Consider the following 15,011-nt stretch of genomic DNA (forward strand, 5'->3'; position numbering starts at 1 on the left):
AATTCTTCCCTCTGCTGCTTCACGGTGGTTTGGCTCCAGGGCAACTTCTTCCTCCCGCTGACTAGGCGGGAAAAGTGTTACCCATGTCCTGGCACACCTGTTACCCATGTCCCCGGTCCATACAGCTCGCGGGAGAGGGGTGGGGGAGAGGGCAGCGGCGGTCGTCATGCCATCGCCGCCGCCATCGCCGTCAATCCCCCATCGCCACGCCTTCCCGCCGCGGGTCCGCGCCGCCGAACCACATCGGCTTGCCGTCGACCCGCACCCGCATGATGCCCTGCAGGCCCGAGGTCTGGTCCATCACGCGCACGTCATGCCCGCGCGCCTTCAGCCCTTCCACCAGCGCGTCCGACACGCGACCCTTTTCGAGCTCGGTGGGACCGTTGCGCGAGCCCACGTTCGGCAGCGAAATGGCCTGCTGCACATTCAGTCCCCAGTCCAGCGTGCCGACCAGCGTCTTGGCCACGTAGTTGATGATGGCCGAGCCGCCGGGCGAGCCCGCCGTCATCACCAGTTCGCGGGTTTGCCGGTCGAACACCAGCGTCGGCGCCATCGACGAGCGCGGCCGCTTGCCCGGCTGCACGCGGTTGGCCACCGGCTTGCCGTCCTCCTCGGCGACGAAGGAAAAGTCGGTCAGCTGATTGTTCAGCAGGAAGCCGCGCACCATCTGGCGCGAGCCGAACTGATCTTCGATGGTGGTGGTCATCGACAGCGCATTGCCGTAGCGGTCGGCCACCGAGATGTGCGAGGTCGACGGAAACTCGGGCGCGCGGTCGCGGCCCATCGCCACCGTCGCACCGGCCGGCGTGCCGGCGCTGGCCTTGCCCATGCTGCGTTCGCCGATCAGCGCGGCGCGGCTGGCCAGATAGCGCGGATCGACCAGGCTGCGCCAGTCGCCGCCGGGCAGCGGCACGAAATCGGTATCGGCGACGTATTGACTGCGATCGGCGTAGGCCAGCCGGCCCGCTTCGGAGAACAGATGCGCGCCCTCGACCGACGGCTCCAGGCCGACGGCGTTGCGCTGCGGCTGGGCGGCGCCGATCTGCCGCGACGGCGGCAGCGCCTGCAGGATGCCCAGCATCTGCGCCACCGCGATGCCGCCCGACGACGGCGGCGGCATGCCGCAGACGGTCCAGCGGCGATAGTCGGTGCAGATCGGCTGCCGCACCTTGGGGCGGTAATCGGCGATGTCCTTCGCGGTCAGCAAGCCGGGATTGGTCGGGTGCGAGCGGACCTTGGCGGCGATATCGCGGGCGACATCGCCCCGATAGAAGGCGTCGGCACCGCGCGCGGCGACGCTGCGCAGCACCGCCGCCAGTTCGGGATTGCGCAGCATCGTGCCGGCCGCCTTGGGCGTGCCGTCGGCGTTGTAGAAGTAGGCGCGCGCGGTCGGGTCCTTCATCAGGTCCTGGTCCTGCGCGATGATCGTCGCCAGCCGCGGGCTGATCGCGAAGCCCTGTTCGGCCAGCCGGATCGCCGGCTCGAACAGCCGCCGCCAGGGCAGCTTGCCGTGCTGGCGATGCGCCAGTTCGAGCATGCGCAGCACGCCGGGCGCGCCGACGGAGCGGCCGCCGACCAGTCCTTGCCGGAACGGCATCACCTTGCCGTCGGGGCCATAGAACAGGCGGTCGGTGGCGGCGGCCGGCGCGGTTTCGCGGCCGTCGAAGGCCTGGACCTGCTTGCCGTCGAAATGCATCAGGAAGGCGCCGCCGCCGATGCCGGAGGAGTTGGGCTCGACCAGGTTCAGCACCATCTGCGTGGCGATGGCCGCGTCGATGGCGGTGCCGCCGGCCTTGAGCATGTCGTAGCCGGCCTGCGTGGCTAGCGGATTGGCGGCGGCCACCATGAAGGAACTGGCGGTCCAGCCCGGCTTGTCGGTCCAGCCGGAAGCGCCTTCGGGTGCGGGCGGAAGGGCGGTGGTGCTGGTGCTGGCGTTGGTCCCGGTGCCGGGAGCTGTGCTGGTGGCGGGAGCCGCCGCGGCGCCGGATTCCGGCCCGGCCTGGCGGGCCGCGCAGCCGGACAGCAGCAGGGCGGTCAACGCCCCGGCCAGCATGGCGGCCGGGGGCACGCGCATGACGGCGGCTGCGGTGGAACGGAACGGCGAAACCGGCGAACGTGGCGGCATGCTGGACTCCCATGAGACGGATCAGGTACAGCGATTGTAGTCACTGCGATCAGCCACCGTGTCATGTAAAGCACAATTGGCCGCCGCGAGCGGTACCGGCGCGCCGCCGGACCGCCGCCGGGCCGCCGTTCCGCATCGCTTACTTCGGCTGCATCCGGATCGCGCCGTCCAGCCGGATCACCTCGCCATTGAGCATGGTGTTGCCGATGATGGCCTGCACCAGTTGCGCGTATTCGGCCGGACGGCCCAGCCGCGGCGGGAACGGCACCATCTTGCCGAGCGCGTCCTGCACCTCCTGCGGCATGCCGAGCAGCATCGGCGTCTCGAAGATGCCCGGGGCGATCGTCATGCAGCGCACGCCGTCGCGCGACAGATCGCGCGCCACCGCCAGCGTCATGCCGACCACGCCGCCCTTCGAGGCGGCATACGCGGCCTGGCCGATCTGGCCGTCGAAGGCGGCCACCGACGCGGTGTTGACGATGATGCCGCGCTCGCCGCCGTCGTCCGGCGTGCTCTGCACCATCGCCGCGGCGGCCAGCCGGATCATGTTGAAGGTGCCGATCAGATTGATGCGGATGGTCTTCTCGAAGGCGTCGAGCGGATGCGGACCGTTCTTGCCGACGGTCTTGTTGGCGGTCGCGATGCCGGCGCAATTGATCAGGCCGGCCAGGCGTCCGAGCCCGACCGCGGTGTCGACCACGGCCCGGCCATCGGTTTCCGAGGTCACGTCGCAGCGCACGAAGCGGCCGCCCAATTCTTCGGCCAGCGCCGTGCCGGCGGCCTCGTTCAGGTCGGCGATGACGACCTTGCCACCCTGCTCGGCGAGCATGCGGGCGGTGCCCGCACCCAGGCCGGAAGCGCCGCCGGTGACGATGAATACGTTGTCTCGGATCTGCATGGATTGTCTCCTCGGGGTTGGGGGCGCCGACCGACACCGCACCGGCGCCGAAACATGATGCGCAACATGACGGGCAACATAACGTTTACGTAAACGTCAAGCATCGCGCCGTATTGTAAAGGCCCAGCCGATACGCCGATAGCCGTCACGAGAATCGTAAGCCCGGAACCATTCGGGCGAGATGTTGCCGCCGCATCTGGCTAGAGTGCGCGCACGCCACACATCGGGAGTCTGCAGTGAGCGAGTTCCACGCCTCATGGATTCGCAGCGGTCCGCCATCGCCAAGGCCGAATCCGGCGGCGGATGCCACCGGCCGGGGTGCGGTACCGGCCAGCAGGGTGCCGCCGGATGACGCGATCCGACGAGACCTTGCCGAGCCGGAGGGAAAGCCGGGGGCCTTGCGGCAGTTCCTGCGCGATCTGCGGCCGGGCCGGCAGAGCCTGCGCCTGGATACCACCGGCGTCTCGCTGATGTCGTCGGCGGTGCAGGAGGTCGAGCCGCTGCTCGAATCCACCGACGCCATCTCGCCGAACCTGGTCGAGGCCAGCGAGGTGCTGCCGGCGGGGGACGCCGTGCTCGGCGTGGTGGATCTGGTCGGGACGGCGGCCGGCAAGTTCGCGGCCTGGCGGCGCGTCGCGGCCTCGGAGCCGCGCTACCGGCGCGCGGTGGCGCTGCTGGCCCACTCCCGGCTGCCGGCCGAGGCGGAGCGGCGCAAGGCTGCGCTGAAGGCGACGCGGCAGTGGATCCGGTCTTGCCTGGCGACGGCACGAGCGAATCCGGACCGGCCCGATGGCGCACCGGCGCCGGCCATCGCCGCGCATCGACTGCGGCAGGACGCAACGCCGCTTCTCCACGACACGTTCCACCAGGCCCTGACGGCAGGGAGCGCCAACGCGTGCGCGCTCGGCCAGGCCGCAATGGGTGTCATCGACCGCGAACTCGCTGCCATCGATGGGGAGCGCGATGCCATCATTCGGCAGCACTGCGCCGACGTGCTCGACTACCAGGGCGCCAGCCGCGACGATCGCCGCGCCACGCAGCGGCTGCGCGGCAGCGCCATCGCCTGCCTGCGCGACAGCGGCCTGCAAGGACTGCGTGTCGGCTACGAAGCCAGTCCGCTCGCGGACAGCGCGTGGCAGGCGCCGCTCGAGCTGGGCATGATTCCCGCCGAGATGCTGTCCTTCGGCTTCGGCGCGGCCATCGGTCTGGCCCATGTCGGTTGCGGTATCGGCGAACTGGACGAGGCAAGGCAGCGCATGGCGACGCTGCAACAGGTCGGGCGGGCGGTTGGCGACAATCTGAGCCGGATGTCGGCCGATCCGGCACGGCGCGAGCGGCTGCAGTCGCCCGCTGCCACGAAGGCGCTGCGCTGGTTTGCCGACGGACAGCGCCGCTGGCGCCAGCGCGCCGTCGAACTCGCCGGCTGGGCGGTCGGGCGGATTGCCTACGGCGTCGGCACCGTGCTGCTGTCGAGCGCGGGTATCGCCACGATGCTGATATTGGGTACGGCGGCGCTGGCGGCCACCGCCGGGACCGTGCTGGTAGCGGGCGGCGTGGTACTCGGCGGGGCCTGGTTCCTGTTCACGTTGATCAAGATCGCCAGGCGCTTCGGCCAGAGCCGTGCCGATTCCCGCGAGAACAAGCTGCTGGCGCGCGCGGTCCGGCGCGGCGCGGCGCGTGGGCTGTGTGCCGACACGTTGTCGCAATGCAGCCTGGCGCAGCTCGAGTCGTTGCCGCGCGAATTTCCGGCGCTGTCCGCCAATCGCTATTGGCAGGCCGCGGTGCTGGCCCGGCGGCTGCTGATCGACGATGCGGCCGACAAGACCGCCGGCAAGGCGGCGCGACTGGAGACCTCGGCCCTGCTGCAGGCACTGGGCATGTCGAAGCTGTCCACCACGCTGCTCAAGCACGCGGGCTTCGAGCTGGCTTGTCGAACGATCTTTCTCTACCTGCACGGCGACGGCGCGCAGTCGGCCTGGAGCGAGGGGACCTTCCATCGGATGGAGGCGGCCGGCGAGCGGCGGCCCGCAGCGCATGGTGGCTAGCTGCCCGGCGCACAGGCAATGAAAAAGGCGGCCAATGGCCGCCTTTGCTTCGTTCGGGTCGCGCCGAATTCGGTGCTATGGCTTCGGTGACTTACTTCAGCGCCTCGAACACGCGCGCGGTGATCTCGTCCACCGAACCGACGCCGCTGATCTTGCGATACTGCGGCGGCGCGACACTGGCGCCGGCGTCGCCCTTGGCGGCCCAGTCCGAGTAGTAATCGACCAGCGGACGGGTTTGCTGCGCGTAGACATCGAGACGTTTGCGCACGGTCTCTTCCTTGTCGTCGTCGCGCTGAATCAGCGGCTCGCCGGTTTCGTCGTCGACACCGGTCGTCTTGGGCGGGTTGTACTTCAGATGGTAGGTGCGGCCCGAGGCGGCGTGCACCCGGCGGCCGCTCATGCGTTCGATGATGGCGTCGAACGGCACGTCGATCTCCAGCACGTAGTCGATCGGCACGCCGGCTTCCTTCATCGCCTCGGCCTGCGGAATCGTGCGCGGAAAGCCGTCGAACAGATAGCCGTTGCGGCAATCGTCCTGCTTCAGGCGGTCCTTGACCAGGCCGATGATGATGTCGTCGGAAACCAGTCCGCCCGCGTCCATCACCTTCTTGGCCTCGACGCCCAGCGGGGTACCGGCCTTGACGGCGGCGCGCAGCATGTCGCCTGTGGAGATCTGCGGGATGCCGAACTTCTCGCAGATGAACTTGGCTTGCGTGCCTTTGCCGGCGCCGGGCGCGCCCAACAGGATCAAACGCATTTACGGGTCCTCAGAGTTTTGAATCCGGTACAGCGGGGGAATGGAAGGAGGGTAACGCCGAATCTTGACGTGTGGCTTACCGCGCGATGGCCGGGCGCGCGGGCGCTGCCATGGCGGCTGACCGGTGCGGTCCGCATGCCGCAGGGCATGGGCGCAAGCCGGACGGCTCTTTCTTCATCTCCCCACCGAGCTTGCGTCGTCGCCCGCAATGACGGCGACAGCGGCTCTTTATTGGCGAGCATTATGCCACGAGGCAGCCGGAAATCGGCCTGCCGCGGCGGTCAACGGTGTGTAAACCGGAGCGGGCGAATGCCCGGCCCCGTGTGGGATTGCGCCGGTCAGCGGTCAGCGGCCCCGCTGTGCCGCGGCCTCGGACCACAGCGCGCGCACGCGCTCCAGATCGGCCGGGGTATCGACGCCGGGCGCGGGCGCGGCCTCGGTGACCAGCACCGCGATGCGTTCGCCATGCCACATCGCGCGCAGCTGTTCGAGCGCTTCGGTCTGTTCCAGCGGCGCGGCGGCCAGCGTCGGGAAGCGGCGCAGGAAGCCGGCGCGATAGGCGTACAGGCCGATATGGCGCAGCACCGGCATCTCGGGCAGCGGCACCTGGGCGTTGGCGGCGGGCATCGACGGCACGCCGGACCAGGCATCGCGCGCCCATGGAATCGGCGCGCGCGAGAAGTACAGCGCGCGGCCGGCGCTGTCGCACACCACCTTGACCACGTTCGGATTGAAGATCTCGCCGATCTCGTGCAGCGGATGCGCGGCGGTGGCGATCGCGCAGTCGGGATGCGCGGCCAGATGATGCGCCACGGCGTCGATCAGCGCCGGCGCGATCAGCGGTTCGTCGCCTTGCACATTGACCACGATCGCATCGTCGCCCAGCGACAGCAGGGTGGCCACCTCGGCCAGCCGGTCGGTCCCGGTGGCATGGTCCGCGCGCGTCAGTACCGCTTCGATGCCATGCTCGGCGCAGGCCGCGCGTACCGTGTCGGCATCGGTGGCGACCACGGTGCGGTGCGCCGACGAGGCGAGGGCGCGCTCGGCGACCCGCACGATCATCGGCTTGCCGCCGATATCGGCCAGCGGCTTGTTGGGCAGACGCGTCGACGCGAGCCGGGCGGGAATGACGACGGTGAAATCGGCCAGCGACATCGAACCGCCCTCAGGTCGGATCGACGACGCGGCCCGGCCCCGATTGGCGCGCTTCGTCGGCCAGCATCACCGGAATGCCGTCGCGAATCGGATAGGCCAGCTTGTCGGCATGGCAGATCAGCTCCTGCGTGGCGCGGTCGTATTCGAGCTTGCCCTTGCAGAGCGGGCAAACCAGGATTTCAAGCAGCCGGTTGTCCATCTTGGTGTTCCTTGGTTTGGCTGGCCGCGACAGCGGCGCCGGTGGCCGCGGTCGGCGCTGCCTGGCAGCGCGCGATGACCGTGCGGCGAATTCGATCGATCAGACCCGGATCGATCACGGGCCTGGTGGGGACGACCCAGATGCGCGGGTCAAGCGGCTCGCGAAGCCGGTCGCATTTTACGGCATCCTTCTCGGTGATCAGGATCGCCTCGGCGGCCTGCGCGGCCGGATGCTCGATGAACGGGTCCTCGGCGAAATCGTAGTGGTCCGGCAGCGGCAGCGTATCGGGCTGCAGGCCCGCACCGCGCAGGCTGGCGAAGAAGCGCTCGGGGTTGCCGATGCCGGCCGCGGCCAGCACGCGCCGTCCCGCGAAGGCCGACAGCGGACGGACCATGGTCGGGTCCGCCAGCTGCCAGGCCTGCTCGAGTTCGAGCCGCATGCCGTAGACCTCGGGCCGGCCCGGCGTCGCGCGGAAATACGGGTCGTTGATCAGCGTGGCATCGCGGCGGCGCGACAGCGGCTCGCGCAGCGGCCCGGCCGGCAGCAGCCAGCCATTGCCGCCCATGCGGCCGTCGAACATCACGATCTCGAAATCGCGCTGCAGGCGATAGTGCTGCAGGCCGTCGTCGAGCAGCAGCACGTTGATGCCCGGATGCGAGACCAGCATCGCCTGCGCGCAGGCCACGCGATCGGGAAAGACCCAGACCGGCACGTCGGTCGAGCGCGCGATCAGCAGCGGTTCGTCGCCCACGTCTTCCGCCTTTGAGGTCGCTTTGACGCGGCGGGGCCGCTCCAGCTTGACGCCATAGCCGCGCGACACCACGCCGGGACGCAGCCCCGCCTCGCACAGCGCATCGGCCAGCGCGATCACCGCCGGCGTCTTGCCGGTGCCCCCGACCTTCACGTTGCCGACCCCCCCCCCCGGCATCGCCGCCCGCGTCGCCTTGACCCAGCCGCGCCGATACGCCAGCCGCCGCAGCGTGCTGATCGCGCCGAACAGGCCGGCGAACGGCAGCATCAGCCAGGCAAACCAGCCGCGGCGTTGCCACTGACGGGTAACGAAGTCGGACAGGAGATGGCGGGCAGCGGGCATGGGTAGGAAGAGAGCGATTTTCGCCAGAGTCTATCGTGTCGGGTAGTTCTGCTCCCCTCTCCCGCTTGCGGGAGAGGGGTTGGGGGAGAGGGCAAGCGGCGTGCGCCATGTCGACGCTGCTTGAAGACCACCCCCTCTCCCCGACCCTCTCCCCCTGAGGGGGAGAGGGAGAACACAAGCGGTCAAGGAACCTTGATGCAGTGTCCGCGGCGAGCAGCCCTACCGCGCCCCGCCGCTCTGCGTCGCAAACGTCAGCCGCGACAGCCCGGCGACCCGCGCGGCTTCCATCACGTTGACCACCGATTGGTGGCTTGCCTGGGCATCGGCGCTGACGATCAGCACCGGCGCCTGCGCCGCCGCCGTGCCGGCCAGCGCGCGCAGCCGCTCGGCCAGGCCGGCCACATCGCGTGCGCCCACGCGCTCCTTGTCGATCGCGTATTCGCCGCTGGCGGACACCGACACCACGATCTCGCGCGGCCGCTGCTGCGCGGCGTCGGCCTCGGCGGTCGGCAGCTGGATGCGCAGCTCGGTATAGCGCGAATAGGTGGTCGTGATCATCAGGAAGATCAGGATCACCAGCAGCACGTCGATCAGCGGGATCAGGTTGATCTCGGGCTCGTCGCGCCGGGGACGGGTACGGAAACGCATGGCTCGATCCGCCTCAAGCGCGCCGCTGCGGCAGGATCGCGTCGAGGAAGGTGGCCGCGCGCGATTCCAGTTCGGCCACGTAGTCGTCGACGCGCCGGCGGAAATAGCGCCAGAAGATCAGCGCCGGGATCGCCACCATCAGGCCGAAGGCCGTGTTGTACAGCGCCACCGAGATGCCGTGCGCCAGTTGTTCGGGATTGGCGCCGGTGCCGCCCTGGCTGCCGAAGATCTCGATCATGCCGATCACGGTGCCGAGCAGGCCCATCAGCGGCGCGACCGAGGCGATCGTTCCCAGCGCGTTCAGATAGCGTTCGAGCTCATGCGCGACCGCGCGGCCCGCTTCCTCGATGACGTCCTTGGCGGCGTCCCGCGACGTGTCCGGTTGGGCGATCACGTGGCGCAGCCCGGCCGCCAGCACGCGGCCCAGCGGCGAATCGCGTTCGAGCGAGTCGACCACGTCAGGCGTCGCGCGCCGTTGCCGCGCGACCGTCAGCGCCTGGTCGTACAGCTTCGCTGGCAGCACCTTGCTGCGCTTCAGGCTCAGCGAACGTTCGACAATCAAGGCCAGTGCGATGATCGAGGCCAGCAGCAACGGCCAGATCGGCCAACCGGCCGCTTCAATGATGGAAAACACAAGGACACCCCGAGTCGCCGGCGCAAAGGAGGGACTGCGGAAGGCCGGCGTAAAAAAACAGGCGCCACTCTAACGCGCGGCCCCCCGCGGGGCAAGCCGAGATGGCGGGCGCCATCCACTTTCGGACATGTCCACACCCGGCAGGGACAGTGCTGTGGATCGATTGTGGAAAGCTGGCGGACAGGCTCGCCAAGTCCTTGATTCTAAAGAATGTACCCCGGTCTGCTTAAAATTTGAGCAGATGCGGCGGCAGGTGCGGCATGGCCGTCGGAAGCGACGCGGCGCGTGCATCCTCGCCATCCCGCACGCCGGCTTTCCACACCGCAGCGGGACAGGATTGTGGAACAAGTGTGGACAGGCGCCTGACAAGCGAGGCAACTCCTTGATTCGTATGGCATTCCGGCGTGTTGCTTAAAAAATGTGCAACCGGGCCCGAACCGCTTGCTGCGTCGCGGTTCGGCAACGGAAATTTAAAAGTCGACCTCTTTCCACATCCCGCAGGGACAGTGTTGTGGAGCGCCTGTGGATAAGCGAGGGAGAAGCAGGACAAGGGCTTGATCCGTAACGGTATTCCTGCCGCTGCCTAATAAAGTGGCAACGCACGCCGATTCGGGCGGTACCGTTTTTCCGGACCGGCGGTTTTCGCTTCGGTGCCGGAGCGACGTTTCGGTCACCGTCCAGTGTGGGTTGCCGTACGGTCCGTGTTACCGCTCTGTAGTTGTCCAGAGTTCCTGTGGATAACTTTGTGAACAAGCTGGTGTGGACAAATGGTAAGTGATTGACGCGTAAGAGAAATTCTTACATTGCTTAAAAAGTGATGTCCGGGAAAGTCATTAAGAATCAATGGCTTGTGTCAAGCCCCTCGTCACACGGGCCGTTTCAGGCACCCTACAGCGAAGGGCTTGACAGAGCGGTTATGCTGTGGACATGTCCATCTGGCGCCGCTTCGGCGGCGATTTGCCATGTCTGAACCATTCTCGTTTCCGCCTGCGCCAGTCACCCGGACGGCACCCGGCGGACGCGATGTGATCCCGGTCGGCGAATTGAACCATGCGATCGCATCGGTACTCGAACGCAACTTTCCGCTGGCCTGGGTGCGTGGAGAAATTTCCAATTTCACGCGGGCATCGAGCGGGCACTGGTATTTCTCGCTGAAGGACGCACGTGCGCAGATCCGCTGCGTGATGTTCCGCGGACGAAACCAGCACGTCGACTTTCCGGTGCGCGAAGGCGAGGCCGTCGAAGTGCGCGCGCTGGTCTCGATGTACGAGGCGCGCGGCGAGCTTCAGCTCAATGTCGAAGCGATGCGGCGCGCCGGCGTCGGCAATCTGTACGAGGCCTTTCTGCGCCTGAAGGACAAGCTCTCGCGCGACGGTCTGTTCGATCCCGCACGCAAGCGGCCGATTCCTTCTCATCCGCGCACCATCGGCGTGGTCACGTCGCTGCAGGCGGCGGCGCTGCGCGATGTGCTGACGACCCTGCGCCGCCGCGCGCCGCATATCCAGGTGCTGGTTTATCCGGTGCCCGTGCAGGGCGCGGGCGCCGCCGACAAGATTGCGGCGATGCTCGACACGGTCAGCGCGCGCGCCGAGTGCGACGTGGTGATCCTGTGCCGCGGCGGCGGCAGCATCGAGGACCTGTGGTCGTTCAACGAGGAAGTGGTGGCCCATGCGGTGGCGCGCTGCGCGCTGCCGGTGGTCTGCGGCGTCGGCCACGAGACCGACTTCACCATTGCGGACTTTGTGGCCGATGTGCGGGCGCCGACGCCGACCGGCGCGGCCGAACTGGTCAGCCCGGATCGCGCGCATCTGCTGGCGCAGGCGGCGCGGGCACGGGACGCGCTGGGCCAATGCATGCGCCGCCAGCTGGAGCGGCGTGCCCAACATCTGGATTGGCTGGCGCGGCGCGTCCGCAGCCCGCAGGCGCAACTGCAGGAGCGGCGCGGACAGCTCGACAATCTCGCACGACATTTGCGCGCGGCATGGCGCGACAATCTGGTGGCGCGACGTCATCGGCTGCAGCTATGGGCGATGCGCTGGACCGCGCAGCGTCCCGATGCCAGCGCCAGGCAAGCGGAACTTGCCCGACTCGTGGCCCGCATGCAGGCGGCAAGCGAACGTCAGCACGAACGCGCGACGCAGCGCCTGCATCGCGCCGCCGGCGCGCTCGAACTGCTGGCGCCGCAACGCACGCTCGAACGCGGTTATGCGGTGCTGCTCGACCCGCGCGGCAAGGCGCTGCGCGCGCCGTCCGAGCTGCGTGCCGGCGGCCGGGTCGAGGTCCATCTGGCCGAGGGCGTGGCCGATATCGGCATCGCCAGCGTGCAGGCCAAACTGCTGGATCTGTAGCCCCTCGATGGCGCGCTTCCTTGCCCTCTCCCTTGTCCTCGACGCCCGCCGCCAGGCCGTTGCGGCAGGGCGCCCGGCCGCATACTGCCGCGCCTCGAAGGGGCATTGCCACTCGTTTGCGCCACTATGGCAAGTCACCTACAATCGGTGTCTCCCGTCCCACAACCCACAGAGACAGAACAATGGAACATACTCTCCCCCCGCTGCCGTACCCTCATGATGCGCTGGCCCCGCATATGTCCAAGGAGACCTTGGAGTTCCATCACGACAAGCATCATCAGACGTACGTCACCAATCTGAACAATCTGATCAAGGGTACGGAATTCGAGAACGCGACCCTCGAAGAGATCGTCAAGAAGTCCTCCGGCGGCATCTTCAACAACGCCGCCCAGGTGTGGAACCACACCTTCTTCTGGAACTGCCTGAAGCCGCAAGGCGGCGGTCAACCGACCGGCGCGCTGGCCGACGCCATCAACGCCAAGTGGGGCTCGTTCGACAAGTTCAAGGAAGAGTTCACCAAGACCGCGGTCGGCACCTTCGGCTCGGGCTGGGCCTGGCTGGTCAAGAAGGCCGACGGTTCGCTGGACCTGGTGTCGACCTCGAACGCCGCCACCCCGCTGACCACCGATGCCAAGCCGCTGCTGACCTGCGACGTGTGGGAGCACGCCTACTACATCGACTACCGCAATGCCCGTCCGAAGTTCGTCGAGGCGTTCTGGAACGTCGTGAACTGGGACTTCGTCAGCAAGAACTTCGCTGGCTGATCGACGACAGCGCGGCTGTCCTTCGACGCGACAAGGCCCTCCAACTGGAGGGCCTTTTCTTTTGCTGGACGGTGTTCGGCGGTGCCGCTGTCGTTTCCGCGAAAGCGACATGTTCCGGTCAGTTCAGGCTGGCCCCCGACTGCTTGACGATGCGCGCATGCTTGTCGAGCTCGCTCTGGAAGAACGGCGCCGCCTGCTCCGGCGTGCTGCCGACGATCACCAGCCCTTGTGCGGCGAGATTCTGCTGCACCGGCTTTTCATCGAGCGCGGCCTTGATCCTGCCCTGCAGATCCGCTGCCTTGTCCTTCGCCAGTCCGGCCGGACCGACGATCGCCAGCCACGCATCGAAGCTGTAGCGCGGCAGGCCTGACTCCGCCAGCGACGGCACGTCCGGCAGCATCGGGATGCGCTTGGGCGTGGACACCGCGATGGCCTTGAGCTTGCCGGCCTTCAACTGCGGCAGCACGGCCGGCACCGTCAGGAAGCCCATCTGCACCTGGCCGCTGAGCAGATCGGTGGTGTAGTTGCCGGCGCCCTTGTAGGGCACGTGGCGGACCTGGACCTTGGCCTCGCTGGCGAACAGCTCGGCGGCTAGATGCAGCACGGTGCCGTTGCCCGAGGAGCCGTAGTTCAGCTGGTCGGGTTTGCTCCTGAGCAGCGCGATCAGCTCCTGCACGTTGTTGGCGGGCACTGACGGATTGACCACCAGCACCAGCGGCAGCGTGCCGATCACCGTGATCGGCGTGATGTCGCGCAGCGAGTCGAACGGCATCGAGCGGTAGATCGCGGGATTGATCACGTGGTTCGACGACACCAGGCCCAGCGTCAACCCGTCCTTGGGCGCGCGCACGATCTGCTGCGTGCCCGGGATGCCGCCCGCGCCGGCGATATTCTCGATGACGATCGGATGGCCGAGCTGGCGGCCCATCGATTCGCTCAAGGCGCGCGCCACGGCGTCCGCCTGCGAGCCCGGCTGAGTTGGCACGATCAGCCGCAGCGGCTTGCCGTCGGTCGATTGGGCGTGAGCGGCGGGCGCGGCCACCGATGCAGCGGCGACGGTCAGGGCCACCGTCAGCGGAACGGCGCGGCGAAGGGGAAGCAGGACGTGGCGCAGGCGGCCGACGGTGCGAAGGAAGGGGGGCATGCTGTCTCCGTTGTCGCGAGGCGGGAACCTGTGGATGGTTCCTCTGCGCGCCAGTCTAGAGCGGCGAGCCTGCCGGCAAGAAATGCTGTTGCGACGGACGGGGTATCGCGTTCGGAGATAGCCGCCCGGCCAACCGCTCAGACGGCGTCGGAGGACGCCGCGGGTGCTTCGTCCCGCAATGCCGCGATCAATGCGTCGACCGCGCGCAGCCGCGGCGATTTGCGCGGCGCATAGACGCGCAATTCGCGCTGCCGCCACGGCTCGTCCAGCGGCAGCCGAACGAAGCGCCGCGTGCCCGCATAGGCGGTCGTCGCACTGTGGGGAATCACGGCCAGGCCCAACCCTGCCTCGACCATCCGGCACGCGGCCTCGAAGCTCGATACCGCCACGCTTTGCCGCATCGGCAAGCCGGCTTCGGCCGCGCGATCGCGCAATTCGGTGTCGAGCGCCCCGCCTTGTTGCACCACGACCAGCGGATATTGGAGGACATCGGCGTAGCGCAGTCCGGCGCGGCCCGCCAGCGCGTGGCCCGCGGGCAGCAGCACCATCAACGGGTCCTGCGCGAAATGCCACGACTCCAACCCGCGCGCACCGTCGATCGCCACGCCCACGCCGACGTCCGCATGATCGTCGAGGCAGGCGCGCAGCGTCTCGCTGGTGGAGCGCTCGTGCAGCGCGATATCGACGTGCGGATGGCTGGCGCGAAACGCGTGCAGCCGTTCGGGCAGAAAGCCGACGATCGAAGACGGGCTGGCCGACAGCCGCACGGTGCCGGCCACCTGATCGCCCAGGTCCTGCACCTCGCGGGCAAAGGCGGCGATGTCCTCGTTCAGCTTGCGGCCCAGTTCCAGTGCGCGCACGCCCGCTTCGGTCAGCGTCACGCCGGAGGGCGAGCGCACCAGCAGCGCCACGCCCAGGCTGCGCTCCAGGTCGGCGATCCGGCGGCTCAGCGCCGATTGCGCAATGTGTTCGGCCTCGGCGGCGCGCTTGATGGAGCCCTCCCGCGCGGCGGCGAGAAAGAGCTGGATGCTGACGGGATCGATGCGGTGCATGGGCGGTGCATGGGGAATCGGACTTCAGGTCGGACGGTCATCGGGCGGACCCACGGCGCTCGACCTGGCGGCGCAAGTGTCCCGCAAAACCCGGGCACGCAACAAGGGTGCGTTGCCCGCCGCGATCGTCGCCGGTGGGCCGCCGGTGG

At 68.3% G+C, this 15,011-nt stretch carries 13 protein-coding genes; 3 read left to right on the forward strand and 10 right to left on the reverse strand.

All coding sequences use genetic code 11. From position 1 onward, the window contains the following. Positions 1-190: 190 nt before the first annotated feature. Positions 191-2,125 (reverse strand): gamma-glutamyltransferase, encoded by a 1,935-nt coding sequence (gene ggt / locus J5T34_RS11340; RefSeq protein WP_432207657.1) that lies wholly within the window; start codon positions 2,123-2,125, stop codon positions 191-193. Positions 2,126-2,264: 139 nt separating this feature from the next. Then, positions 2,265-3,023: a 3-hydroxyacyl-CoA dehydrogenase gene (locus tag J5T34_RS11345; RefSeq protein WP_208579829.1), complete on the reverse strand. Its 759-nt coding sequence runs from the start codon at positions 3,021-3,023 to the stop codon at positions 2,265-2,267. Positions 3,024-3,421: 398 nt separating this feature from the next. Here J5T34_RS11345 and J5T34_RS11350 point away from each other — a divergent pair, with 398 nt between their 5' ends. Then, complete coding sequence (locus J5T34_RS11350; RefSeq protein ID WP_208579830.1) at positions 3,422-5,068, forward strand: hypothetical protein; 1,647 nt, start codon at positions 3,422-3,424, stop codon at positions 5,066-5,068. 91 nt (positions 5,069-5,159) lie between these two features. Here the strand turns inward: J5T34_RS11350 and adk are convergent, their stop codons facing one another. The 6 genes from adk to J5T34_RS11380 all read right to left on the reverse strand — a co-directional run bounded on the left by adk (position 5,160) and on the right by J5T34_RS11380 (position 9,554). Further along, positions 5,160-5,825, reverse strand: coding sequence for an adenylate kinase (gene adk / locus J5T34_RS11355; RefSeq protein ID WP_208579831.1), 666 nt, complete (start codon positions 5,823-5,825; stop codon positions 5,160-5,162). Positions 5,826-6,170: 345 nt separating this feature from the next. Next, positions 6,171-6,980 carry a 3-deoxy-manno-octulosonate cytidylyltransferase gene (kdsB, locus tag J5T34_RS11360; RefSeq protein WP_208579832.1) on the reverse strand — a complete coding sequence of 270 codons (810 nt, stop codon included), beginning with the start codon at positions 6,978-6,980 and terminating at the stop codon, positions 6,171-6,173. A 10-nt stretch (positions 6,981-6,990) separates the two neighbouring features. Then, a complete protein-coding gene (locus J5T34_RS11365; protein WP_208579833.1) occupies positions 6,991-7,179 on the reverse strand; it encodes a Trm112 family protein in 189 nt (62 codons plus the stop codon). Then, positions 7,160-8,272, reverse strand: a complete 1,113-nt coding sequence (gene lpxK / locus J5T34_RS11370) for a tetraacyldisaccharide 4'-kinase (RefSeq protein WP_208579834.1) — start codon at positions 8,270-8,272, stop codon at positions 7,160-7,162. The genes J5T34_RS11365 and lpxK overlap by 20 nt, the downstream gene beginning before the upstream one ends. 219 nt (positions 8,273-8,491) lie before the next feature. After that, positions 8,492-8,920 (reverse strand): ExbD/TolR family protein, encoded by a 429-nt coding sequence (locus J5T34_RS11375; protein ID WP_208579835.1) that lies wholly within the window; start codon positions 8,918-8,920, stop codon positions 8,492-8,494. A gap of 13 nt (positions 8,921-8,933) precedes the next feature. Continuing rightward, positions 8,934-9,554, reverse strand: coding sequence for a MotA/TolQ/ExbB proton channel family protein (locus J5T34_RS11380; protein ID WP_208579836.1), 621 nt, complete (start codon positions 9,552-9,554; stop codon positions 8,934-8,936). Positions 9,555-10,516: 962 nt separating this feature from the next. Between J5T34_RS11380 and xseA the strand changes: the two genes are divergently transcribed. After that, positions 10,517-11,902 carry an exodeoxyribonuclease VII large subunit gene (gene xseA / locus J5T34_RS11385; RefSeq protein ID WP_208579837.1) on the forward strand — a complete coding sequence of 462 codons (1,386 nt, stop codon included), beginning with the start codon at positions 10,517-10,519 and terminating at the stop codon, positions 11,900-11,902. A gap of 182 nt (positions 11,903-12,084) precedes the next feature. Beyond that, positions 12,085-12,666, forward strand: a complete 582-nt coding sequence (locus J5T34_RS11390; RefSeq protein ID WP_006576536.1) for a superoxide dismutase — start codon at positions 12,085-12,087, stop codon at positions 12,664-12,666. A 118-nt stretch (positions 12,667-12,784) separates the two neighbouring features. On the opposite strand, the gene J5T34_RS11395 is transcribed toward J5T34_RS11390, so the two are convergent. After that, complete coding sequence (locus J5T34_RS11395) at positions 12,785-13,810, reverse strand: tripartite tricarboxylate transporter substrate binding protein (RefSeq protein WP_208579838.1); 1,026 nt, start codon at positions 13,808-13,810, stop codon at positions 12,785-12,787. 137 nt (positions 13,811-13,947) lie between these two features. Continuing rightward, complete coding sequence (locus tag J5T34_RS11400; RefSeq protein ID WP_208579839.1) at positions 13,948-14,862, reverse strand: LysR family transcriptional regulator; 915 nt, start codon at positions 14,860-14,862, stop codon at positions 13,948-13,950. Between the last annotated feature and the right edge of the window lie 149 nt (positions 14,863-15,011).

The sequence above is a fragment of the Cupriavidus gilardii genome (assembly GCF_017598945.1).
In the GTDB taxonomy this organism is placed as follows: domain Bacteria; phylum Pseudomonadota; class Gammaproteobacteria; order Burkholderiales; family Burkholderiaceae; genus Cupriavidus; species Cupriavidus gilardii_E.